The sequence below is a fragment of the Burkholderiales bacterium genome (assembly GCA_015075645.1).
In the GTDB taxonomy this organism is placed as follows: domain Bacteria; phylum Pseudomonadota; class Gammaproteobacteria; order Burkholderiales; family Casimicrobiaceae; genus VBCG01.
Genome location: JABTUF010000001.1, coordinates 563,681 through 585,835 on the forward strand (window position 1 = coordinate 563,681; position 22,155 = coordinate 585,835).

21 protein-coding genes are annotated in these 22,155 nt (G+C 70.8%); 6 read left to right on the forward strand and 15 right to left on the reverse strand.

The genetic code is table 11. The features are described from left to right. From porA to HS109_02585, 3 genes are read right to left on the reverse strand one after another with little or no spacing between them, the layout of a single operon-like run. Complete coding sequence (porA, locus tag HS109_02575; GenBank protein ID MBE7521250.1) at positions 1-1,197, reverse strand: pyruvate ferredoxin oxidoreductase; 1,197 nt, start codon at positions 1,195-1,197, stop codon at positions 1-3. A gap of 2 nt (positions 1,198-1,199) precedes the next feature. After that, complete coding sequence (locus HS109_02580; GenBank protein ID MBE7521251.1) at positions 1,200-2,891, reverse strand: FAD-dependent oxidoreductase; 1,692 nt, start codon at positions 2,889-2,891, stop codon at positions 1,200-1,202. Then, positions 2,888-3,451 (reverse strand): 2-oxoacid:acceptor oxidoreductase family protein, encoded by a 564-nt coding sequence (locus tag HS109_02585; GenBank protein MBE7521252.1) that lies wholly within the window; start codon positions 3,449-3,451, stop codon positions 2,888-2,890. The genes HS109_02580 and HS109_02585 overlap by 4 nt, the downstream gene beginning before the upstream one ends. A gap of 174 nt (positions 3,452-3,625) precedes the next feature. Between HS109_02585 and HS109_02590 the strand changes: the two genes are divergently transcribed. The 4 genes from HS109_02590 to HS109_02605 all read left to right on the forward strand — a co-directional run bounded on the left by HS109_02590 (position 3,626) and on the right by HS109_02605 (position 6,936). Next, a complete protein-coding gene (locus HS109_02590; GenBank protein MBE7521253.1) occupies positions 3,626-4,594 on the forward strand; it encodes a LysR family transcriptional regulator in 969 nt (322 codons plus the stop codon). 243 nt (positions 4,595-4,837) lie between these two features. Further along, positions 4,838-5,647 (forward strand): hypothetical protein, encoded by an 810-nt coding sequence (locus HS109_02595; protein MBE7521254.1) that lies wholly within the window; start codon positions 4,838-4,840, stop codon positions 5,645-5,647. Between the two features lie 351 nt (positions 5,648-5,998). Beyond that, positions 5,999-6,385 carry a SirB2 family protein gene (locus HS109_02600; GenBank protein MBE7521255.1) on the forward strand — a complete coding sequence of 129 codons (387 nt, stop codon included), beginning with the start codon at positions 5,999-6,001 and terminating at the stop codon, positions 6,383-6,385. A gap of 5 nt (positions 6,386-6,390) precedes the next feature. Next, positions 6,391-6,936, forward strand: coding sequence for a hemerythrin domain-containing protein (locus HS109_02605; GenBank protein MBE7521256.1), 546 nt, complete (start codon positions 6,391-6,393; stop codon positions 6,934-6,936). Between the two features lie 127 nt (positions 6,937-7,063). Here the strand turns inward: HS109_02605 and HS109_02610 are convergent, their stop codons facing one another. The 12 genes from HS109_02610 to HS109_02665 form a co-directional block, all read right to left on the reverse strand. Then, a complete protein-coding gene (locus HS109_02610) occupies positions 7,064-8,041 on the reverse strand; it encodes a tripartite tricarboxylate transporter substrate binding protein (GenBank protein ID MBE7521257.1) in 978 nt (325 codons plus the stop codon). A 74-nt stretch (positions 8,042-8,115) separates the two neighbouring features. Beyond that, positions 8,116-9,660, reverse strand: a complete 1,545-nt coding sequence (locus tag HS109_02615) for an acyl--CoA ligase (GenBank protein MBE7521258.1) — start codon at positions 9,658-9,660, stop codon at positions 8,116-8,118. 130 nt (positions 9,661-9,790) lie between these two features. Next, a complete protein-coding gene (locus HS109_02620) occupies positions 9,791-10,822 on the reverse strand; it encodes a MaoC family dehydratase (protein ID MBE7521259.1) in 1,032 nt (343 codons plus the stop codon). 72 nt (positions 10,823-10,894) lie between these two features. Beyond that, positions 10,895-11,323, reverse strand: a complete 429-nt coding sequence (locus HS109_02625) for an acyl-CoA thioesterase (GenBank protein ID MBE7521260.1) — start codon at positions 11,321-11,323, stop codon at positions 10,895-10,897. Positions 11,324-11,334: 11 nt separating this feature from the next. Next, positions 11,335-12,096, reverse strand: coding sequence for an alpha/beta hydrolase (locus HS109_02630; GenBank protein MBE7521261.1), 762 nt, complete (start codon positions 12,094-12,096; stop codon positions 11,335-11,337). A gap of 4 nt (positions 12,097-12,100) precedes the next feature. Beyond that, positions 12,101-12,814, reverse strand: a complete 714-nt coding sequence (locus tag HS109_02635) for an ABC transporter ATP-binding protein (GenBank protein ID MBE7521262.1) — start codon at positions 12,812-12,814, stop codon at positions 12,101-12,103. After that, entirely contained in the window at positions 12,807-13,616 is an 810-nt protein-coding gene (locus HS109_02640; protein MBE7521263.1) for an ABC transporter ATP-binding protein, read from the reverse strand. The genes HS109_02635 and HS109_02640 overlap by 8 nt, the downstream gene beginning before the upstream one ends. Then, the gene (locus tag HS109_02645; protein ID MBE7521264.1) at positions 13,609-14,571 is read right to left on the reverse strand and encodes a branched-chain amino acid ABC transporter permease; all 963 of its coding nucleotides are present in this window, start codon (positions 14,569-14,571) and stop codon (positions 13,609-13,611) included. The genes HS109_02640 and HS109_02645 overlap by 8 nt, the downstream gene beginning before the upstream one ends. 4 nt (positions 14,572-14,575) lie before the next feature. Further along, positions 14,576-15,436, reverse strand: a complete 861-nt coding sequence (locus HS109_02650) for a branched-chain amino acid ABC transporter permease (GenBank protein MBE7521265.1) — start codon at positions 15,434-15,436, stop codon at positions 14,576-14,578. A 371-nt stretch (positions 15,437-15,807) separates the two neighbouring features. Next, positions 15,808-16,980 carry an ABC transporter substrate-binding protein gene (locus HS109_02655; GenBank protein ID MBE7521266.1) on the reverse strand — a complete coding sequence of 391 codons (1,173 nt, stop codon included), beginning with the start codon at positions 16,978-16,980 and terminating at the stop codon, positions 15,808-15,810. Between the two features lie 49 nt (positions 16,981-17,029). Beyond that, positions 17,030-18,643 (reverse strand): benzoate-CoA ligase family protein, encoded by a 1,614-nt coding sequence (locus HS109_02660; protein MBE7521267.1) that lies wholly within the window; start codon positions 18,641-18,643, stop codon positions 17,030-17,032. A 26-nt stretch (positions 18,644-18,669) separates the two neighbouring features. Further along, complete coding sequence (locus HS109_02665) at positions 18,670-19,185, reverse strand: DUF4863 family protein (protein ID MBE7521268.1); 516 nt, start codon at positions 19,183-19,185, stop codon at positions 18,670-18,672. A gap of 264 nt (positions 19,186-19,449) precedes the next feature. On the opposite strand from HS109_02665, the gene HS109_02670 reads away from it, so the two are divergent. Further along, complete coding sequence (locus HS109_02670) at positions 19,450-20,382, forward strand: helix-turn-helix transcriptional regulator (GenBank protein MBE7521269.1); 933 nt, start codon at positions 19,450-19,452, stop codon at positions 20,380-20,382. 26 nt (positions 20,383-20,408) lie between these two features. Continuing rightward, positions 20,409-22,094, forward strand: coding sequence for a benzoyl-CoA-dihydrodiol lyase (locus tag HS109_02675; protein ID MBE7521270.1), 1,686 nt, complete (start codon positions 20,409-20,411; stop codon positions 22,092-22,094). Positions 22,095-22,155: the final 61 nt, after the last annotated feature.

The following is a 22,155-nucleotide window of genomic DNA, read 5'->3' on the forward strand; positions in this document are numbered from 1 at the left end:
TCACCTCACCCAGATCGATTCGGGACGCGGCGTCGAGGCGAGCGCGTCGCGCACGAACGCGGCGATCCGCGCCGGCGGCACGTTGACGCCGCCCACGCCGGCGAGGAGCCCATGCACGCGCGGCGCCTCCGCCATGCCGTAGAGCGCCGCCTTGAGTTCCTGGTGCAGGATCCCGCCGGCGCCCGGCGAGTGATTGCGGTCGAGCACGACGACGTCGCGTACGCCCGCGAGCGCCGCGCGCAGCGCGGAGACCGGAAGCGGACGGAACAGGCGCACCTTGGCGAGTCCCACCGCGACCCCGGCGTCGCGCAACGCGTCGATCGCCTCGCGCGCCGTCCCGCACATGCTGCCCATCGCGACGACGACCGCGTGCGCGCCGTCGCAGCGGTAGCGTTCGACCACGCCGAAGCTCCGCCCGAATCGCTCGCCCCACGCGCGGTCGGCTTCGGCGAGGAGACGCGGCACCTGTCCCATCGCCTCCTCGATCGCCTGCCGGTGGCGGCAGAACATGTCCTGCGACACCACGTTGCCCCAGGACTCGACCCGCGCGGTGTCGAGCCTGTGCGCCGGCGCGTACGGCGGCAGGTAGGCGTCGACGTCGGCCTGCCGCGGCACCTCGACCGGCTCCAGCGCGTGCGACACGTAGAACGCGTCGAGGTTGACCATCGCCGGCACCTGCACCGCCTCCGCGACGCGGAACGCCTGGACGACGCTGTCGAGCGCCTCCTGCGCGCTCTCGACGTAGAGCTGGATCCAGCCGGTGTCGCGCTGCGCGAGGCTGTCGGTCTGGTCGGGCCAGAACGCCCAGGGCGAGGCGACCGTGCGGTTGATGTTCGCGAGCACGATCGGCGCGCGCGCGCCGGCCGCGTAGTGCAGGAGTTCGTGCATCAGCAACAGGCCCTGCGACGCGGTCGCGGTGAACACGCGCACGCCGGCGAGCGAGGCGGGGATGCACGCCGACATCACCGAGTGCTCGGACTCCGGCGTGATGATCTCGGCGTCGAACGCGCCTTCCGCCTGGAACTCGGTCAACTGTTCGAGCACCGGCGTCTGCGGGGTGATCGGGTAGACCGGGCAGACCTGCGGCCGCGCGAGCCGCGCGCCCCAGGCCACCGCCTGGTTGCCGGTGAGGAGCATCGTGCGCGGGACGTCCCCGCCCTCCGCACGGGATTCCGGTGTCGCAACGGCGGCATCCATGACTATCTCGCCTCCTCGACCATGTCCATCGCGCCGGTCGGGCACTCCTTCACGCACAGCCCGCACCCCTTGCAGTAGTCGCCGAGCACCCGGTAGCCGCCGTCGGAGCGCTCGATCGCGAGGTCCGGACAGACGACCACGCAGCCGTCGCAGGCGATGCAGGTACCGCAGGAGAAGCAGCGCGTCGTCTCGGCGAGCGCCTGCTCGATGTCGAGGCCGAGCTGCACCTCGTCGCCGGTCGCGAGCCGCTGCGCCGCGTCGAGGCTACGCGCCGCCGCGCGCGCGAGCGGCGGATACGCATGCGTCGCGATCGCGGTGAGCGGCACGATCGACTCGCGCGTGGTGGTCCGCGGTCTCGCCGTGTGGCGTGCGCCCGCGGCTTCCGCATCACCGGCGCGTGCGCGCAGCCACCGGTCGATCGCGTGGGCCGCGCGTTCCCCCTGCCCGACCGCCTCGGTCACGAAGCGCTCCATGCTCGCGACGTCGCCGCCGGCCCACACGCCCTCGCGGCCGGTCGCCTGCACGCCATCCACCTCGATGAGCGCGCCGCGCGACGGCGCCACGCCGCAAAGCGCAGCGAGGTCCGCATCCTGTCCGATCGAGGTGACGATCGCGTCGGCCTCGAGGTCGAACGCGGTCCCGTCGATGGCCGTGACGCTGAACTGTCCGCGCCGCGCGCCGGGTTCGAAGTCCACGCGCGTGCACTCGAGCGCGACCGCCGCGCCGCGCTCGACCGCGCGGACGAGCATCGCGCCGTCGACGAGCCGGATGCCCTCCTCCAGCGCCTCGTCGACCTCCTCGCGCTGCGCGGGCATCCGGCCGCGCGGTTCGAGCGCGAGGACCGTCACGTCGTGGCCGGCGCGCCGGGCGCTGCGCGCGGCGTCGAGCGCGGCGCTGCCGCCGCCGATCACCACGAGCCGCCGGCCCAGGTCGGGCGGCGCGCCGGCGTTCGCCGCCGCGAGCCACGCGGCGCCGTCGACGACCCAGGGCCGGCCGTAATCGAGCGCGGGCAGGCGCTTGTGGCGCTGCGCGCCGGTCGCCACGTAGATCGCGTCGTGCGCCGTACGAAGCGCCTCCCATTGCTCCGCGGTCGCGGGCGATTCGTTCAGACGCACCTCGACGCCGAGCGCGACGATGCGCGCGATCTCGGCGTCGAGCACGTCGCGCGCGAGCCGGTAGGACGGGATGCCGTGGCGCATCAGGCCGCCGAGCGCTCCGGTCGCCTCGACGAGCGTCACCCGGTAGCCCAGCTTGCGCAACTGGTAGGCCGCCGAGAGCCCCGAGGGCCCGCCGCCGACCACGGCGACGCGCTCGCCCCGCTCGACCTCGGGCGACGCGCAGGCCCAGCCGCGTTCGATCGCGAGGTCGCCGACGAAGCGCTCCAGCTTGCAGATCGACAGCGACTCGTCGAAGGTCGCGCGGTTGCACGCGCTCTCGCAGGGGTGATGGCAGATGCGCCCGGCGATCGCGGGAAACGGATTGTGGCGCGAGAGCACGTCGAACGCGCCGCGGAAGTCGCGCTCGCGCGCGAGTCCGATCCACTCGGCGATGTCGCCGTTGACCGGGCAGGCCCGGTGGCAGGGCGACGGCGCCTGCACGTGGCGCGGGATCGCCGCGCGCCAGGTGCCGGTGCGGATCGCCTCGGTCGATCCGGTGGTCCAGATCGGCGGGACGAGTTCGGCGGGAGCGTTCATGCGGCGGCCTCCAGCGTCGCGAGCGAAGCGTCGACGGCGCGCCAGCCTTCCTGGCAGGCGGCGAGGTTCTCGTCGGTGAGCTTCGGCGAGCGCTCCGCCACCGTGCGCTCGAGCGCCGCGAGCGACGGCGAGCCGATGGCCCGGGCGAGCGCGCCCAGCAGCGCGGAGTTCACGATGCGCCCGAGCCCCGCGCGCCGCGAGACCGCGATCGCGTCCACCGGGATCACCCGGTAGCCGGGCAGCGCGCGCGCGAACTCGCCGGCTCCGCGCGCCGAGTTGACGACGATGATCGTGTCCGCGTGCGCGGTCGCGAGCAGCCGGCCTTCGAGCAGGGTCGCGTCGAAGCACAGGATCGCGTCGGCGCGTTCGATGTCGCAGCGGACCCGTACCGGCCGCTCGTCGACGCGCAGGAACGACGACACCGGCGTCCCGCGCCGCGCGCCGCCGTAGCTCGCGAAGCACTGCACGAACCGGCCTTCGGCGAAATAGGTCGCGGCGAGCAGGTTGCCCGCGGTCTGCGCGCCCTGTCCGCCGCGGCCCTGGATGACGATCTCGAGCACGTTTCCTCCTTTGCGCGGGCGAACCCGCCGGCGGCCCGTCGCCTCCCGGCGCCCGGACGCGCCTGCGTCCGGCCCTCCGGCAACGGGGCGGGATCTCGCGGGCGAGGGTAGGCCGGGGCTTGGCATTCGTCCAATCGATTGTCAGAATGCACGACATTCATATGGTGCATGGCCATGAACTTCCGGCGCCTCGACCTGAACCTGCTGCGCGTGCTCTGCGCCGTCCACGCGACCGGTTCGGTGACCGCCGCCGCGCGAGCGCTCGCCCTGTCGCAGCCGGCGGTGAGTCACGCGCTCGCGCGATTGCGCGAGGCGTTCGCCGACGCGCTCTTCGTGCGCTCGGCGTCCGGGCTCAACCCCACGCGGCTCGCCGAGCGCGTGGTCCCGGAGGTCGTCGCGCACCTGCGGGCGCTGGAGGCCACGCTGGTGTCCTCGGGCGCGTTCGATCCGGCCGCCGACCGGGTGCACTGGCGGCTGTCGATGTCCGACCTGGGCGAGATCCTGTTCCTGCCGCCGCTCGCCGCCGCGCTGCGGCGCGAGGCTCCGCATGCCGGGCTGGAGAACGCCGGCGTGCCGGCGCACGCGGTGAACGCGGCGCTCGTCTCGCGCGAGATCGACCTCGCGATCGGCATCCTCGTGCCGACGCACCGCGGCGTCGCCGGCGAGTCGCTGGTCCACGAGCGCTACGTCGCGGTCACCGCGCGCGGATGGCGTCTCGCGACGGGCCCCGCGGGCCGCGCGCTCACCGCGCGGCAGCTCGCCTCCGCCTCGCTCGCGGTCGCCTCGCCCACCGCCACCTACCACGAGAGCGTGCAGCGCATGCTCGACGCGCTGGGGCTCGCCGAGCGCACGGTGGTGCACGCGCGCCACTACGCCGCGCTTCCCGACCTCGTCACCTCGACCGACCTCCTCGCGATCGTGCCGAGGATGCACGCGCGCGCGATGGAGAAGCGCTGGCCGGTGCGCGTCTGGGCGCTGCCCGGCGAGGTGCCCGAGTACGACGTGCGGATGCTCTGGCACGAGTCGGCCGAACGCGATGCCGCGCACCGGTGGCTGCGCGCGCTCGTGCGGCGGCTGTTCGCACGCGGCAGCGCGGGAGCGGACCGACCGCGGCCGGTTCGAAACAGCGGGCCGTCTCGGTAGTCTCGCCTTCCGGGACGCCCTTCCAGACCCGTACGGGGTTGGGATCGGCACGGGAATCGCGTTCTCACCGCGTTCCCCTGGGCACTGCGCAGCGCGCCGGACCTGCCGTCCGGGCGATCCACCGCCACAGTGTTGTACTCATGCAACGCGCCGCCAGCGCGTCCGGCCTTGCCGCGAAGGCGCCACACAACGCGCCCGCGAACGGTCGTACGATAGCCTGTCGGGATCGAAGGGAGAGCGACCGTGAACGTGAGCCGAATCTTCGCCGTGTGCGCATTCGCGGGCGCCCAGTTCGCATTCGCGGGAGCCGCGTTCGCGCAAGCCTGCGTCAATCGTCCGGACCTGATGCTCTGCGGGTCGAGCGCCCGGCCGCTGTCCGGGCTCTACTCGAATTCCGGCCCGTTCAGCGAGGTGTCGAGCTGCACGCCGACGGCGAACACGCAGGCGATGTTCGTCTCCCGCTACGCGACGATCGCGGGCAACGGCGCGGCATGGCTCGCCTACCTCAACGCCGGCGGGCGGATCATCACCGAGTACAGCACCGGCGCGGCGATCTACAACGAGATCTACGGCACTGCCTATCCGGACGGAGTGCAGAGCGGCGCCTGCTACGACAACCCGATGCCGTCGGCCAAGCTCAACACGGGCAATCCGTTCTGGGTGGCGAATCCGATTCCCGCGACGGCTCCCGGTGTCGAAGGTTGCGGATACAATCTCGCCGCGCTCGTCGCGGGCGAGCCGTCGGTCACGGCGCTCGGTGCGCGGAGCGCGGACACGGCCGACATCAAGTTCGCGCTCCGGCCGCAGGGCGGCGGAACGCTGTTCCTGCTCGAGGCCGACTGGCAGGACACCGACACGCCGGTGTTCGACGCGAACAACCTCGCGTTCCTCGACGCGATGATCTCCTTCTGCGGCGGCCCCGTGGCGCCGGTCCTTTCCCGCTATCCCGTCCCCGTCGACGAGCCGCTCGCGCTGGGCGGCCTCGCGGCGCTCGTGGCGGTCCTGGGCGGCGCGTTGGCCCGGCGACGGCGCGCCCGCTCGAACGCCGCCTGATGCGTCGGGGCGTCGCGTAGACCCGGAACCTCCGGGCCGCGCGAAGCGGATGCGCGCGCCCGAGGCGCGCGCATTTCTGGCACGATTCGGCTGCGGCGTCGGCGTCGCTGCAAGGCGCCCCGTCGCGCATCGTCCACCCACGAGGTCCTCCATGGGCAACCGCGACAAGCAGCGCAAGGAACCGAAGAAGCCGAAGCAGCCGAAGAAGCCGTAACCCGGCGTTCCGCGGCAACGGGCGGGCGCGGCGTCACCGCGCTCGCCCGGTGTCCACGGGTTGACCGAGGTCAGCATGCCGCAGGCAGCGATTCGCTAGAATCGGCGCACGGGCGCTCACGGCACCCGGCGCGCCCGATGCCCGACTACCTCGCGATCAAGCACGTCCACACCGGCGCGGCCGCGGTCTCGCTCTCGCTGTTCGTGCTGCGCGGCGCGTGGCGCTGGAGCGCTCCGGAGCGGCTCGGTGCGCTCTGGGTGCGCGTGGTGCCACACGTCGTCGACACCGTGCTCCTCGCCTCGGCGGTCTGGCTCGCCTGGCAGATCGGGCGCGGCGCGGCCTCGTGGATCACGGCGAAGGTCGTCGCGCTCCTCCTCTACATCGTGCTGGGCTCGATCGCGCTCAAGCGCGGCCGCACGCCCGGTGTCCGCGCCGCGGCGTTCTTCGCCGCGCTCGCGACCTTCGGCTACATCGTCTCGGTCGCGCTCACCAAGTCTCCCTGGGGGGCGCTCGCGCGCCTGTGACCGCCATGGCCCCTTCCCTGCTCCCCAGCGGCGAAGCCGCGACCTTCGACGAGCCGCTCGAGATGCTGTCCGCCTGCCACGGCCGCATCCGCAAGCAGCTCGCGACGCTCGCCCGTCTCGAGCGCCATCTGCCGGTGCACGGGCACGACGCCGACGCGCGCGCCGCGGCGCGCGCGATCCTGCGCTACTTCGACACCGCGGCGATCCACCACCACGAGGACGAGGAACGAAGCGTCCTGCCGCGCCTCGTGGCGCGCGCTCCCGAGGCCCGGGCGCTCGCCGACCGCATCGACGGCGAACACGCGGAGATCGCCTCGCGCTGGCGCCGCCTGCGGCCACTGCTGTCGGGCATCGCGTGCGGTCAGCGCGCCACGATGCCGCCGGGGCTCGTGCGCGAGGTCACCGCGGGCTACGAGGCGCACATCGAGTTCGAGGAATCGAAGTTGCTGCCGCTGGCGAGCGAGGTCCTGTCCGGCGACGACCTCACCGCCATCGGGCGGGAGATGGCGGAGCGGCGCGGGGTCGCTGCGTCGTCGAGGGGCCCCGCGTAGCGGGGATCGACGACGCGCGCTTGCGATCCCCGCGGGCGGCCGACACTCGACGCCGCGCATCGCGACGATCGCCCAAGGAGGCCGCGGGGGTCGCTGTGCGGGCTAGCGCCTTCGAGTGCAACCCACGTCAGAGCTTGATGTCGCGCTCCTTGATGAGCTTGCTCCAGCGCTCGGCGTCCTGATGCAGGAACTTCGTCGTCTCCTCGGGGGTTCCGCCGCCGGCGATCGCGCCCATCGATTCCCACTTCGCCTGCAGGTCCGGGCTCCGCACGATCTCGGTGATGTCCGCCGCGATGCGTTGCGTGACCTCCTTCGGCGTCGCGGACGGAACGAAGATCCCGTACCAGGCCGCGACGTCGTAGCCGGCGAGGCCCTGCTCGGCCATCGTCGGCACGTCCGGCAACCAGGGCAGGCGCGACGTCGACGTCACCGCCAGGGGCACCACGCGCCCCGCCTTCACGTGCTGGAGGATGCCGTTGTCGAACATGATGTTCACGCGGCCGGTCAGCAGGTCCTGGTGCGCGGCAGCGCTCCCCTTGTACGGGACGTGCAGGAGCTGGACGCCGGCCATGCTCGCGTACAACTCGCCGGAGAGATGCGTCGAAGTCGCCGTTCCGGTGGACGCGAACGAGATCGTGCCCGGCGCCGCCTTCGCCTTCGCCGTCAGTTCCTTGAGGTTCTTGACGCCCAGTTCCTGCGACGCCACGAGGATGTTCGGGATCCTCGTCACCACGGTGACCGGCGAGAAATCCTTGAACGGATCGTACGGAAGGTTGCTCATCAGGTACGTGTTGAGCACGAACGGCATCGCGGTCAGCAGCAGCGTGTGCCCGTCCGGTGCCGACTTCAGCACTGCCTCGGTGGCGATCACCGTGTTGCCGCCGGGCTTGTTCTCGACGATCACCGATTGCTTCCACTTCTCCGACAGGCGCTGCGCCACGATACGTGCCTGCGTGTCGGTGGCGCCGCCCGGCGGGTAGGCGACGACGATGCGTACCGGCTTGTTCGGCCAACCCTGCGCCTGCACGAGGGACGGCGCTCCGACGGACAGCACTGCGGCCGCCGCGATCGCGGTGCCGAAAAGGGTTCTCTTCAGATGCTTCATGCTTTCTCCGGAAGTGCGTTGGATGGATGGTCGACCGCGTTCGAAGCTGCGCTGCGCCGCATCGGCGGAGCCGCTCAATCGGATCGCGCCTTCTCCGGCCCGTCGCGGGCCAGGAACATCGCACGCGCGCCGCGCCGGGAAATCTTGCCCACGGCGGTGCGCGGAAGCGCTTCGTGCCCGATGACGACGTGCGACGGCTTCATGTAGGAGCCCAAGTCCCGGCTCACGCGTTCCCGCACCATCGCCGCGGTCACGGAAGCTCCGGACCGCACCTGGCAGGCGACGACCGGCGTTTCACCCCACCTTTCGTGGGGAACGCCGAACGCCGCCACCTCCAGGACGCCGTCGATCTGTCCGACGACCCGCTCGAGGTCGTCGGGGTAGATGTTGTGTCCGCCCGAGATGATCATCTCGCCGACGCGGCCGACGAGATGCAGGTAGCCGCGGCTGTCCAGTCGGCCGAGGTCGCCGGTGCGAAACCAGCCGTCGACGAAGCGCTCGCGCGTCCGTTCCGGATCGTTGTAGTAGCCGTCCGCCATGCCGTCGCGGCGAACCGTGACCTCTCCGACCACCCCCGGCGGCACCGGGGAACCGTGCTCGTCACGGATCTCGAGATCGACCATCGGCAGCGGTCGTCCGGCCGAGAGCAGCGGATCGATGTCGTCGTAGGCCCGGAACCACTCCTTCGGACCCATTCCGGAGATGGGCACGGCCTCGCTCGTGCCGTAGGTCTGGTAGAACACGCGGTCGCCGAAGCACTCCCTCGCCTCCTGCAGGATCCGGCGGTTCATCGGCGCCGAACCGATCGCGAGGCACTTCAGCGAGAACGGCGGCAGGTCCCGGCTCCGCGCCACGGTCGTCACCGAATCCAGCAAGGTCGGCGGCAGGAAGAAATACTCGATCCGCTCCGCCTGCAGCAGATCCACGATCCGATCCGATGCCGTCGATGGCGACAGTACCTGGCGGACCCCGGATGTCCACGCCGGAAGGAAGTAGTAGCCGGACGCGTGACTCAGCGGCGCCACGTGCAGCATCGATCCGACGGAGGTCAACAGCGGCTTGAATGCCGTATTGTCGCGGCCGATGCACGCCCACTGGCGTTGCGAATTGGCGATCCCTTTCGGGCGCCCGGTCGTGCCCCCGCTGTGCCGGATCAGGCTCAGCCATTCCTCGGCGACGCGCACCTGGGGTTCGGCCGCGCTCTGGTCCGCGAGCCAGCGTTCGTAGTCGCGTGCCCGCACCATGACGTTGCGCTCTCCGACCGCGCCGACGACCCCTTCGATGACCGCGTCGCCCGCGTCGTCGTCCAGCACCACGAACCGGCATTCCGCATTGGCGATCATCGCCAGGTGCACCGGAACCGAATTGCGCCAGTACAGCGGCACCCGAACGAACCCCGCGACCGCGGCCGCAATGAAGAAATCCACGGACCGCACGGTATTCTGCTCGAGCACGGCGACGTGATCCCGCGGCTTCACGCCGCGGGCCATCAGGCCCTGCGCGAGGCGCACGCCGCGATTCCAGCACTCGTCGAAGCTGTACTCGGCGCCGTCCGCGGTGATCGCGATGTCACTGCCGAACGTCCGGCGACCGTGCGCGAGGAGATCCCGGATGTTCATCGGGCGACGGAGGTCCCGGCGCGCTCGCCGCGGACGCCTGATACGCATTCGGTCATCGCGGCCCGAACGTCGAGCGAAGCGATCGCCGGCCGGCCTGCGATCGATGTCGCCTCCGGCGCACCCCGACCGTTCACCACGTGCGCAGCGGGAGCCTCTTCGTCCCCGCCGGTTCGACGACCGCTATCCCGGTGCCCTTGACCACGCCCTGGTCGTCGACGAGCCAGAGCCGGATCTTCGCGCTCTCGCCCGAAACGTCCTCGACGCGGCTGAAGCTCGTCAGCGTCTCGTTCGGATACACCGCCCGGCGCTGGACGTTCTCGTAGGTGCCGATCCACCACGCGGGACCGAGGGATTCCTCGAGCGCCGCGACCATGGAGGACGCAAGCTGCGGGCCCGCCACGATGTTGCGTCCGCCGCCATACCGGTGCGCCTTCGCGAAGTCGGGGTCGAAGTGCGTGGGCGAGTATTCGTCGACCGCAGCGAGCCAGCCCATCATCGACATCCAGTCGAACGTCGGATGGCGCTTCACGTGCGTCACCTGCCCCGGCGCAAACGCGGTCGGCGCGTTCCGCGCCCCGATCCACGACGGCGCGACGTCATCCGCGGGAATGTCGACTCGACCCTCGTCGGGGGACGACAGGGTCCCGGATGCGCCGAAGTCGAGCGCAACGGCCTTGCGGACGAGGCGGGCGGCCAACTGGTTGCGCTGGTTGTACATGCGCCACTCGTCCGCGTAGAAGCGCATCTCGCCGTGGCGGCCCTTCCGGGTGTAGCTCGGCAGGATCGTCGCCGTGATCGCCAGCACGTCCCCGCTCAGGATCGGCTGGCAATAATAGAAGTCGTCGCCGGCGTGGAGCTGCGCGCGTCCCTCGGGCAGCCCCGTGATGATGGTCTGCTCGTAGACGCGGTAGGTGCTCGTATTGTTGTACAGGTAGAACAGGTACGCGTGCGGCGCCTCGATGGGGTCGCGGCCGGCGCCCGTCGGCAGCCGCCAGGGCCGGGCCGCGCCGGATGCGTAGGACACCTGCTCGATCGACTTCGGATCGGCGGTGATGAGATAGGGCTCCGAGGTACGGCCGACGAAGGTGTCCGCGCGACCGCTCCGCGCGTAGTCCACCAGCAGGCTCGACACACCGGCCGTTTCCTTCCCCACGTAATGCACGTTGCTTCCTTCCGGAATCGAAGATCGGATGCCCGAGTTTACCCACCTCGTCCGACCCCGCTCCGTCGTTCCTTATCGAGCGGCTCGCTCCGCGTCGACGAGATCGCGCGCCATCTTCTCCCGCAGTTCGGGCGACAGCGGCACCGAGCGTCGCGTCTCGAGCGAGGCCTGCACCAGCGTGAGCGTGGCGCGCAGGCGCACTTCGTCGGCGCAGCGCGCGGTGACGGCGATCCGGATCGACGCGTTGCCGATCCGCTCGACCGCGAGCTCGAACGCGAGGACGTCGCCGATCTGCGACGGCTCGAGGAAGTCGCAGACGACGCGTCCCATCGGCACGCCGAGGCGGTCGTGCTGGTGCAGTTGCGAGAACGGGACGCCGAGCCTGCGTTCGAACCAGTCCTCGACCAGCTCGTTCATCAGCACGAAGTACTGCGGGTAGAACACGATCCCCGCGGGGTCGCAGTGATGGAACCGGATCGGTTTCTCGCTGACGAAGGCCATCGCGGAGGTTCTCAGGGCAGGCGGTCGACGAACGCGACCAGCGCGTCGAGCACCGCCTGCGGCTGGTCGCGGTGCGGCGAGTGGCGGCAGTCGGCGAGGCGGACGAGCTCGGTGTCGGGGACGAGGCGCGCGATGCGCTCGACCTGTTCCATCGTACCGTACTCGTCGTCCTCTCCCTGGATCGCGAGCACCGGACAGCGCACGCCGCGCACCTCGTCCTCGATGTTCCAGGCGCGGAAGTCGGGGTGGAGCCAGATGTCGTTCCAGCCGGTGAACGCGCGATCGACGTCGTCGTGATGGCGTGCGAGGCGCGCGCGCAGGTCGGTCGTGCGCCACGCGACCTTCGCCGCCTCGATGCTCGCGACCGACAGGTCCTCGACGATCACGTGCGGCGCCATCAGCGCGAGACCGGCGACTGGGCGGCCCGCGGCGCCCGCGTGGATCAGCGCGATCGACGCGCCGTCGCTGTGACCGAGGAGGATCGGCCGCACGATCCCCAGCGCGTCGAGGAGCGAGGGCAGTACGGCGAGCGCCTCGTCGTGCATGTAGCGCACGCCGAACGGCAGCCGCGCCGGCGACGAGCGTCCGTAGCCCGCGCGCGAGTACACGACGACGTCGCGGCCGGTCGCGTGCGCGACACGGTGCGGGAAGTCCTTCCACATCGCGACCGAGCCCAGGCCCTCGTGGAGCATGACGATCGGCGGGACCGCCGCTCGTCCCACGTCGATGCGCTCGACCTCGAGCCGCGCGCCCGGGAGTTCGACGAACGCCATGGCACTACACGCCGAGGAGCGCGGAGAGCGCCTGCGGCGCGGCGCGCGCCGTCGCGCCGTCGCACTCGTAGGCGACCTGTCCCTTGACCAGCACGACGTTCCGGTCGGTGATCGCGGTGACCTGCGCGTAGTTCTTGTCGACGATCACCGTCGCGATGCCCGAGGCGCGGATCTCGCCGACGATGCGCCAGATCTCCTTCGCGATCAGCGGCGCGAGGCCCTCGGTCGCCTCGTCGAGGATGAGGAGCGACGGGTTGGTCGCGAGCGCGCGTCCGATGGTGAGCATCTGCTGCTCGCCGCCGGAGAGCTGCGCGCCGCCGTGGCCGATCCGCTCGGCGAGCCGCGGAAAGGTCGAGAGCACGCGCTCGACCGTCCAGTCGCAGCGGCCGTCGGGCGCCGGGCGCGCGGCCATCTGCAGGTTCTCGAGCACCGTGAGGTTCGGGAAGATGCCGCGCCCTTCCGGGACGTAGGCGATGCCCTGGCGCGTGATGCGGTACGTCGGCCAGCCGCGCACGTCGAACCCGCGCACGCGCACCGTGCCGCTGCGCGGGGGCACGAGGCCCAGCATGCTGCGGATGAGCGTGGTCTTCCCCATGCCGTTGCGGCCCATGAGTCCGACCGATTCGCCCTCGTGCACCGCGAAGTCGACGCCGTGCAGCACGTGGCTCGCGCCGTAGTAGGCGTGCAGCTCGTTCGCGCGCAGCAGCACGTCAGCCATGGTCGCCGTGCCCGAGGTAGGCTCGCCGCACCTCCGCGCTCGCGCGGATCTCGCCCGGGGTGCCCGACTGCAGCACCTGTCCGTTCAGCATCACGGTGATCACGTCGGCGAGCGCGAACACCGCGTCCATGTCGTGCTCGACCAGCAGGATCGCGTGCGTCGCCGCGAGGCGCTTCAGCAGCGCGACCATGCGGGCGGACTCCTCGGCGCCCATGCCGGCGAGCGGCTCGTCGAGGAGCAGCACCTCCGGCCGGGTCGCGAGCACCATCGCGATCTCGAGCTGGCGCTGCTCGCCGTGCGACAGCGCGCCGGCCTGTCGCTCCGTCCCCTCCTCGAGACCCGCGAGCGCGAGACCGTGCCGCGCCCGCTCGCACGAACCCGCGTCGCGCTCGGCATCGCTCGCGACCGCCCAGGGCCGCGGGTCGCGCGACTGCGCGGCGAGCCGCGCGTTCTCGAACACGGTGAATCCGGGGAAGATGTTGGTCTTCTGGTAGCTTCGGCCGATGCCCCGGCGCGAGCGCCGCTCCGGCGAGAGGTGCGCGATCTCCTCGCCCTTCAGCCGGATGCTGCCGGCGGTCGGCCTGAGGTCGCCCGACAGCAGGTTGATGAGCGTCGACTTCCCGGCTCCGTTCGGACCCAGCAGCGCGTGCAGCTGGCCGTGCTCGAGCGCGATCGCCACGCCGTCGCAGGCCGCGAGTCCGCCGAAGCGGCGCGTGAGGCCCCTCGCTTCGAGCAGCACGGCACCCCTCGCCGCGCGCTCTGCGCGCCCCGGCCCGGCGTTCGCGGCGGACGGGTCAGACATCGCGCACTCCGCCGAACAGGCTGCGCCGCACGCGACGGGTGAGGTGGCCGAGTCCTCCGGGCATGAACAGCACGATCAGCACGATCGAGATGCCGAGCCAGAGTTGCCAGTGGCGCGTGAGCGTGCTGAACAGCTCGTGCAGGAGGGTCAGCGCGAACGCGCCGACGATCGGCCCGTAGGGCGTGCCGGCGCCGCCGAGGATCACCATCAGCAGCACGTTGCCGGACTGGTGCCACGACAGGATCTCGGGGTTGACGAATCCGCTCTGGGCCGCGAGCAGCCAGCCGGCGAGGCCCGCGAGCGCGCCGGCGAGCGTGAACGCCGCGAGTTTGTACGCGGTCACCGGGAACCCGAGCGCGCGCATCCGCTGCTCGTTCGCGCGGATGCCCTGCAGCGCGCGCCCGAACGGCGAGCGCAGCAGGAGCTGCAGGAACAGGAACACCGCGACCAGCACGGCGAGGACGACGTAGTAGACGTGCAGCGGCCGATCGAGGTCGAACGGCGCGTAGCCGGCGATCGACGCGTCGGGCTTGACGTTCACGTAGCGGCCGTCCGAGCCGCCGCCGAAGTCCGTATCGTGGAAGACGAAGTAGAACATCTGCGCGAACGCGAGCGTCACCATGATGAAGTAGATGCCGCGCGTGCGGAGCACGAAGATGCCGACGACGAACGCGCAGGCCGCGGCCGCCAGGACCGCGATGCCCAGCGAACTCCACATGCCCGCCGCCTCGGCCTTCGGCGACAGGATCGCGAGCGCGTACGCGCCGACGCCGAAGTACGCGGCATGGCCGAAGCTCACGAGCCCGGTCCAGCCGACGAGCAGGTCGAGCGACAGCGCGAAGATCGCCATGATCATGATCTTCGTCGTCAGTTCGACGTAGAACCCCGCCCCGGAAAGCGGGAAGAGCGCGACCAGCAGCAGCGCGGCGAGCGGAGCGAGGTGGCGGCGCGGCATCGGGTCAGGCGCGGCGGAACAGCCCCTCGGGCCGCCACAGCAGGATCGCGGCCATCAGCAGGTAGACGGCGATGCCCGCGTAGTCGGGAAAGAACACCTTGCCGAAAGTGTCCGCGAACCCGATCAGGAGCGCCGCGGCGAGTGCGCCCCACACCGACCCGATCCCGCCGATCACGACGACGACGAAGCAGATGATCAGCACCTGCTGGCCCATGCCCGGGTACACCGACGACACCGGCGCCGCGAGCATCCCGGCGAACGCCGCGAGCGCGACGCCGAGCGCGAACACGAGCCGGAACACGAGGTTCACGTTGACGCCCAGCACGCCGACCATCTCGCGGTTCGAGGCGCCGGCCCGGATCATCATGCCGAGCCGCGTGCGCTGGATCAGCAGGTACATGGCGCCGGCGATCGCGAGGCACACCGCCGACATCACCAGCCGGTAGACCGGGTAGGTCATCGTATCGCCGAGCGCGATCGAGCCGCCGAAGACCGCGGGCACCGGCACGCCGTGCACGTCGTTGCCGACGACGATGCTGCGCAGCTCCTCGAAGATCAGGATGAGGCCGTAGGTCAGCAGCACCTGCTCGAGGTGGTCGCGTCGGTACAGGTGCGAGAACAGGGCCCATTCGAGGACGAGCCCGAGGATCACCGAGAGCACGATGCCGAGGACCATCGCGACCGCGAGGCTGCCGGTGAGCGAGGACAGCGTGAACGCCATGTACGCGCCGATCATGTAGAAGCTGCCGTGCGCGAGGTTGATGATCCCCATGATCCCGAAGATCAGCGTCAGTCCGCTCGCGACGAGGAACAGCAGCAGCCCGTATTGCAGGGCGTTCAGCAGCTGGATCGCGAAGATCGACACGGTTTCAGTTGTCGGTTGACAGTTGTCAGTTGACAGTAGCGACGGTGTTTCCGGTGGCGGCGCATTGAGCGCCGGGGTCAGTTGACAGTTGACAGTTGGCAGTGGCGGCGGTGTTTACGGTGGCGGCGCATCGAGCGCCGTTGTGGGGTTCCTGCGGGTCAGACCCAGGAACAAGCCGCCGCGGATCCCCAACGTCCGACGGCCGCACCTGGCGCCCCTGCCCGGCCGGTATTGTTCCTGCCCGCCGCCCGAAAAACAACGGGGCGCGGCAGCGTTTCCGCCCCGCGCCCCGCTTGCTTGCCGCCAGCCGCCGGCTTCCGACTGCCGCCGGCTACCAACTGACAACTGTCAACTGACAACTGTCAACTGAATCACATCTTGCATCCGCGCGCCGGATCCTCGTAGCCCTTGATCGCGACGCCGATCGCCTTGTTCTGCTTGCCGACCACCTGGCGCAGGTAGTAGTCCTGGATCGGGTTGTTCGCGCGCGAGAGCGAGAACGGGCCGCGCGGGCTGTCGAGCTTCGCCCCGTGCATCGCCTTGACGAGCGCGTCGCGCTTGCTCATGTCGCCGCCGACCGCCTTGGTGCCGGCCGCGAGGAGCTGGCCGGCATCGTAGCCCTGCATCGCGTAGACATCGGGCTCGACGTTGTACGCCTTCCTGTAGGCGGCCCGGAACGCGTTGTTCTTCGGATTGTCGAGCTGGTCGGCGTAGTGCAGCGTGGTCAGGAGTCCGTCCGCCGCCGCGCCCTGCGCTTCCAGCGTGCCGTCGGTGAGGAAGCCCGGCCCGAGCAGCGGGATCGTCTTGCGCAGGCCGGCCGCGTCGTAGTCCTTGACCAGCTTGACCGCGCCACCGCCGGCGAAGAACACGTACACCGCGTCCGGCTTCAACGCCGCGATCTCGGTCAGGAACGGCTGGAACTCGACGTTGGGGAACGGCAGCGTCATTTCCTTGATGACCTTGCCGCCGCCCTTCTCGAACGCTTCCTTGAAGCCGCCGACCGACTGTTCGCCGGCCGCGTACTTCCAGGTGAGCGTCACGACCCGCTTGTAGCCCTTGTCGGCCGCGACCTTGCCCATCGCGTATCCGGGCGCCGAGTTGGTGAACGACGTGCGGAAGATGTTGGGCGCGCACATCGCCCCGGTGATCGAGTCCTCGCCCGCGTTCGGGATGATGAGGAGCGTGTTGTTGTCCCGCGCCGCCTTCGCCATCGCCATCGCGACACCCGAGTGCACGGTGCCGACGACGACGTCGACCTGGTCGCGCTTGATGAGCTTGTTGACGTTCTCGGGGGCCTTCGCCGGATCCGACTCGTCGTCGACGGTGAAGTACTCGATGTCGCGGCCGCCGAGCTTGCCGCCGTTCTCCGCGATCGCGAGCTTGAAGCCGTTGGTGATCGCGTTGCCGAGCGCCGCGTAGGTGCCGGTGTAGGGCAGCATGAAGCCGACCTTCACCTTGGCCTGCGCGAACGCGGGGCCCGCGGCGAGCGCGAGCGCGCCCGCGAGCGCGCACGCGACGCGCGTCAACTGCATCCGGTAGGTCATCGTCTCCTCCTCCTGTCGTCGTGGATCGCCGCCCGGGCCGGGACGCCGGTCAGCCGAGTCTCGCCCGCAGCTTGAAGCGCTGGATCTTCCCGGTCGCCGTCTTCGGCAGTTCGTCCAGGAACTCGATCCAGCGCGGGTACTTGTACGGAGCCAGTTGCAATTTAACATGCTGCCGCAGTTCGTCGGCCAGCGCATCGCCCCGGGTCGCGCCCGGCTTCAGCACCACGTAGGCCATCGGTTTCACCAGGCGGTCCTCGTCCTCGCGCCCGACCACGGCGGCCTCCAGAACCGCCTCGTGCGTGACCAGCGCGGACTCGACCTCGACCGGCGACACGTAGATGCCGCCGACCTTCAGCATGTCGTCGGTCCGCCCCGCATAGACGTAGCGTCCGTCCTCCGGGTCGATCCGGTACTTGTCGCCGCTGCGCGTCCACTCGCCCTGGAAGGTCGCTCGCGACTTGTCGCGGTTGTTCCAGTACGCCATCGCCGAGGTGGGCCCCGCGACCTGCAGCTCCCCGACCTCGCCCGCCGGTACCGGAGCCCCCTGGTCGTCGACGATGCGCAGTCCGTAGCCGGGAACCGGGCGCCCGCTCGTGCCGTAGCGCACGTCACCGGGCCGGTTCGACAGGAAGACGTGCAGCATCTCGGTCGAGCCGATGCCGTCGAGCACGTCGACGCCGAAGTGGTCGCGGAAGCGCCGCCCGATGTGCTCGGGCAGCGCCTCGCCCGCCGAGGTCGCGATGCGCATGGCCACGGCGTCCCGGGGCGGCAGGTTGGGGCTCGCGAGCATCGCCGCGAACAGCGTCGGCACGCCGTAGAACACGGTCGGGCGTCGCTCGACGAGCCGCTTGAACACCGCGTCGGGCGTCGGGCGCTCCGCCATCAGGATCGTGGTCGTGCCGAAGGCGAGCGTGTAGGTGAGCGCGTTGCCCAGCCCGTAGGCGAAGAAGAGTTTCGCCGCCGAGAACAGCACGTCGTCCTCGCGGACCCCGACGACCGGACCGCCGTGCAGGTACGCCGTGGTGATCATGCTCGACTGCACGTGCATCGTGCCCTTCGGCGCGCCGGTCGAGCCCGACGAGTAGAGCCAGAAGCACACGTCGTCGCGCGTCGTGGCGACCGGGTCGAACGCGTCCCGCCCGCCGGCGAGAAACGCCGCGAAGTCGATCGCGCCCGGCGGGAGATCGGCCGCCGCGGCGCCCGACACGATGACCTGGCGCAGCGTGGGAATCGCCCCGAGCAGCGGGCGGAACGCCGGGACGAGCGCCGCCGACACCACGAGCGTGCCCGCGCGGCTGTCGCGCAGCATGAACTCGTAGTCGTGCGTCGTGAGGAGCGTGTTGGCGGCGATCGGGACCACGCCGGCCTTGATGCTGCCGAGGAACGCGGTCGGGAAGTCGATCGTGTCGAGGAGACACACGAGCACGCGCTCCTCCGGCCGCACGCCCAGCGCACCGAGCGCGCTCGCGAACCGGTCGACGCGGACCGCGAGTTCGCCGTAGGTCGTCGGCCCGCGATCGTCGATGTACGCCACCTTCGCGGCGCGACCCGCCTTCAGGTTGCGCTCGATGAGGTCGTGCGCCGCGTTGTAGATGCGCGGAATCTCGATCCGCGGCGCCTCGCCGCCGGTCTCGACGCGCGACAGTCCGGGTCGTTCGGTCATCGTCGTTTCGCGCGGTGGCGAAGGCGTCACGCCCGCGGCGTGAACTCGATCGCGCCGCCGGGCAGGAGATAGAGGACGAGCGCGCGGCCGCCGGTGACCGTCGGACGATGCGCGGATCCGGGACCGTACACGACCCAGCCCGCACCGTGGCCGTCGAACCGCGCGCCGGCGTCCTGCGGCATCACCAGGTCGATCTCGCCGTTCGGGTGGCGATGGTGCGGTCCCGCGATCGTGGGCATGTCGACCACGTCGACCGAGAAGCCGTGCGTCGCTGCTCCGGCCTTGACGACGCGCCCGTAGCGGATCCCGTCCGCCTCGCGGGAGCACATCCAGCCGTCGCGGATGGCGTCACGACACATCTGCGCGATCACGGTGACTTCCGGCCCCGAGGCCGGCAACGTGGCGTTGAGGTCGCGGGCGAGGTCGGCGTCGAGCGCGCGGTTCACGATGCGCGAGGTCACTCCGGCGACGAGCGTGGTGAACGCCTCGACGCCTGCCGTTGCGGCGGCGCTCCGCTCTGCGTTCGACTGTCCTTCGACCATCGCTCACCTCTCCTGGACCGGAATGATGCGGAACCTGCGCTTGGCAGCGTGCTCCGGTCGGGCAGGCTCTGCCCGGCGTGCAAACAACCGGATGCACTCTAGGTACGACGATCGGCGCTGTCAAGCACTATGTCGCATGGTGGAGCAATTTACTCAACCATTTGAATTGACGCGTGTTCCATGAGCGCCATTCCGGCTATGGCGGACCGGGTTGGGCGTGGGCAGGTTACGCGCATGCATTGGAGTGCTTGCAATCGTTCGATGATGCGCTATAGTGCCTCTCGGTGGCTCCTCTCCCGCGCCTCCCGCACCGTCCCCTTGAACGTTCCCGCTCTCGACCTGACTCGGCAGGCTTCGACCGACGACAGCGCGTCGTTCCTCGTGGCGCTCGGTCGACGGGTGCGCGAAGCCCGTGACCGTGCCGGCCTGTCGCGCCGATCGCTGTCGAACGGGGCGCAGGTGTCCGAGCGCTACCTCGCCCAGCTCGAGGCCGGCGACGGCAACGTGTCGGTCGTGCTGCTCCGGCGCGTCGCCCACGCGCTCGGCACGACGCTACCCGAAATCCTCGGCGACAGCGCGCCGGAGCGCCGGCTGATGCTGCGCGTGCTCGAGGAAATCCCGCCGCACCGCCTCGAGGAAGCGCTGTTCCGGCTGGTGCGCGACTTCGGCCGCGGCAACGCGACGCGGCGCACGCGCATCGCACTCGTGGGCCTGCGCGGCGCGGGCAAGACGACCCTCGGCGTCGCGCTCGCGCGCGAGCGCGGCTGGCCGTTCGTCGAACTCGACCGCGAGATCGAGCGCGACGCCGGCATGAGCCTCGCCGAACTCTTCATGCTCTACGGGCAGGCGGGCTACCGCCGGATCGAGCGGCGCTGCCTCGAACGCGCGCTCGACGCGAACGAGCGCTTCGTGCTCGCGGTCGGCGGCGGCATCGTCTCGGAACCGGACACCTACCAGTTGCTTCTCGACCGCTGCTACACCGTGTGGGTGAAGGCCGCACCCGAGGAGCACATGGGCCGCGTCGTGGCGCAGGGCGACTTGCGCCCGATGGAGGGCAGCGCCGAGGCGATGGAGGACCTGAAACGCATCCTCGCCGCGCGCGAGCCCCTCTACCGCAAGGCCGACGCGATCGTCGACACGACCGGCACGGACCCGGCGCGCTCGATCGCCGCCCTCAAGGAACTCACGCGCGCTTAGACCCGCGCGCGCCCACGGAGCCCCCGATGGCCGAACCCGCACTCAAGAGCGCCCCCGCCGCGACGCCGCCCGTCACCTACGACCGGCAGCCGGACAGCTACCGGCACTGGAGACTCGCGATCGACGGGACCACGGCGACGCTCTCGATGGACGTCGACGAGGACCGCGGTCTCGTCCCCGGGTACAAGCTCAAGCTCAACAGCTACGACCTCGGCGTCGACATCGAGCTCCACGACGCGCTGCAGCGCATCCGCTTCGAACATCCTTCGGTGCGCGTCGTCGTGATCACCAGCGCGAAGGAGCGCGTGTTCTGCTCCGGCGCGAACATCTTCATGCTGGGCCAGTCGTCGCACGCCTGGAAGGTGAACTTCTGCAAGTTCACCAACGAGACGCGCAACGGGATCGAGGACTCGAGCCGCCACTCGGGACTCAAGTTCATCGCCGCCTGCAACGGCACGACCGCCGGCGGCGGCTACGAGCTCGCGCTCGCCTGCGACGAGATCCTGCTGGTCGACGACCGCAGCTCGGCGGTGAGCCTCCCCGAGGTGCCGCTGCTCGGCGTGCTGCCCGGCACCGGCGGGCTCACGCGGCTGACCGACAAGCGCCGCGTGCGTCGCGACCACGCCGACCTGTTCTGCACGCTGGTCGAGGGCGTGCGCGCGCCGCGCGCGAAGGAGTGGCGGCTCGTCGACGACCACGCGAAGCCGCAGCAGTTCGCGGCGTTGCTCGAGCGCCGCGTCGCCGCGCTCGCCGCGACGAGCGATCGCCCGGCCGATGCGAAAGGCGTGGCGTTGACGCCGCTCGCGCGCACGATCGACGACGCCGGCTACCGCTATTCGAACGTCGACGTGAGGATCGACCGCGCCGCGAGGCAGGCGACGATCACCGTCAAGGCGCCGGCCGCGGACGAGCCCGGCACGATCGAGGCGATCGTCGCGAAGGGCGCGGCGTGGTGGCCGCTCGCGATGGCGCGCGAGCTGGACGACGCGATCCTGATGCTGCGCACCCACGACCTCGACGTCGGCATCTGGATCCTGAAGACCGAGGGCGACGCCGCGCGGGTGCTGGCCTGCGACGACGCGCTCGAACGTCACGCCGCGCACTGGTTCGTCCGCGAAACGATCGGCATGCTCCGCCGCACGCTCGCGCGCCTCGACGTCACCTCGCGCTCGCTCTATGCGCTGGTCGAGCCGGGTTCCTGCTTCGCGGGCACGCTGGCCGAACTCGCGTTCGCGGCCGACCGCGCCTACATGCTCGCGCTGCCCGACGAGCCCGCGCGCGCGCCGCGCATCGCGCTGTCGCGGGCGAACTTCGGCCGCTACCCGATGGTGACGGGGCGCGCGCGTCTCGCCGCACGCTTCTACGACGAGGAGGAACCGCTGCGCGCGGCCGAGGCGAGCGTCGGCCGGGAACTCGACGCGGACGAGGCGCTCGCGCTCGGCCTCGTCACCGCCGCGCCCGACGACCTCGACTGGGACGACGAGGTGCGCCTCGCGCTCGAGGAGCGCGCGAGCCTCTCGCCCGACGCGCTCACCGGCATGGAGGCGAACCTCCGCTTCGGTCCGGGCGAGACGATGGCCTCGCGCGTGTTCGGGCGCCTGTCCGCCTGGCAGAACTGGATCTTCATCCGTCCGAACGCGACCGGCGAGACCGGTGCGCTCAAGGTGTTCGGGACCGGCAACAAGGCGCGGTTCAACCGCGACCGCGTGTAGTGAACATGGTTCGACGTTGAACGTTGAACGTCGAACGTCCGACCTCCAACCTCCCTTCGCC

Coding starts and splice junctions, on each gene's coding strand:
- HS109_02645 (MBE7521264.1), bottom strand. CDS start 14,571: ATGCCGCGCCGCCACCTCGCTCCGCTCGCCGCGCTGCTGCTGGTCGCG.
- porA (MBE7521250.1), bottom strand. CDS start 1,197: ATGGATGCCGCCGTTGCGACACCGGAATCCCGTGCGGAGGGCGGGGAC.
- HS109_02635 (MBE7521262.1), bottom strand. CDS start 12,814: ATGGCTGACGTGCTGCTGCGCGCGAACGAGCTGCACGCCTACTACGGC.
- HS109_02675 (MBE7521270.1), top strand. CDS start 20,409: ATGGCCGAACCCGCACTCAAGAGCGCCCCCGCCGCGACGCCGCCCGTC.
- HS109_02615 (MBE7521258.1), bottom strand. CDS start 9,660: ATGAACATCCGGGATCTCCTCGCGCACGGTCGCCGGACGTTCGGCAGT.
- HS109_02600 (MBE7521255.1), top strand. CDS start 5,999: ATGCCCGACTACCTCGCGATCAAGCACGTCCACACCGGCGCGGCCGCG.
- HS109_02655 (MBE7521266.1), bottom strand. CDS start 16,980: ATGACCTACCGGATGCAGTTGACGCGCGTCGCGTGCGCGCTCGCGGGC.
- HS109_02590 (MBE7521253.1), top strand. CDS start 3,626: ATGAACTTCCGGCGCCTCGACCTGAACCTGCTGCGCGTGCTCTGCGCC.
- HS109_02605 (MBE7521256.1), top strand. CDS start 6,391: ATGGCCCCTTCCCTGCTCCCCAGCGGCGAAGCCGCGACCTTCGACGAG.
- HS109_02625 (MBE7521260.1), bottom strand. CDS start 11,323: ATGGCCTTCGTCAGCGAGAAACCGATCCGGTTCCATCACTGCGACCCC.
- HS109_02660 (MBE7521267.1), bottom strand. CDS start 18,643: ATGACCGAACGACCCGGACTGTCGCGCGTCGAGACCGGCGGCGAGGCG.
- HS109_02610 (MBE7521257.1), bottom strand. CDS start 8,041: ATGAAGCATCTGAAGAGAACCCTTTTCGGCACCGCGATCGCGGCGGCC.
- HS109_02670 (MBE7521269.1), top strand. CDS start 19,450: ATGCGCTATAGTGCCTCTCGGTGGCTCCTCTCCCGCGCCTCCCGCACC.
- HS109_02665 (MBE7521268.1), bottom strand. CDS start 19,185: ATGGTCGAAGGACAGTCGAACGCAGAGCGGAGCGCCGCCGCAACGGCA.
- HS109_02580 (MBE7521251.1), bottom strand. CDS start 2,891: ATGAACGCTCCCGCCGAACTCGTCCCGCCGATCTGGACCACCGGATCG.
- HS109_02630 (MBE7521261.1), bottom strand. CDS start 12,096: ATGGCGTTCGTCGAACTCCCGGGCGCGCGGCTCGAGGTCGAGCGCATC.
- HS109_02640 (MBE7521263.1), bottom strand. CDS start 13,616: ATGTCTGACCCGTCCGCCGCGAACGCCGGGCCGGGGCGCGCAGAGCGC.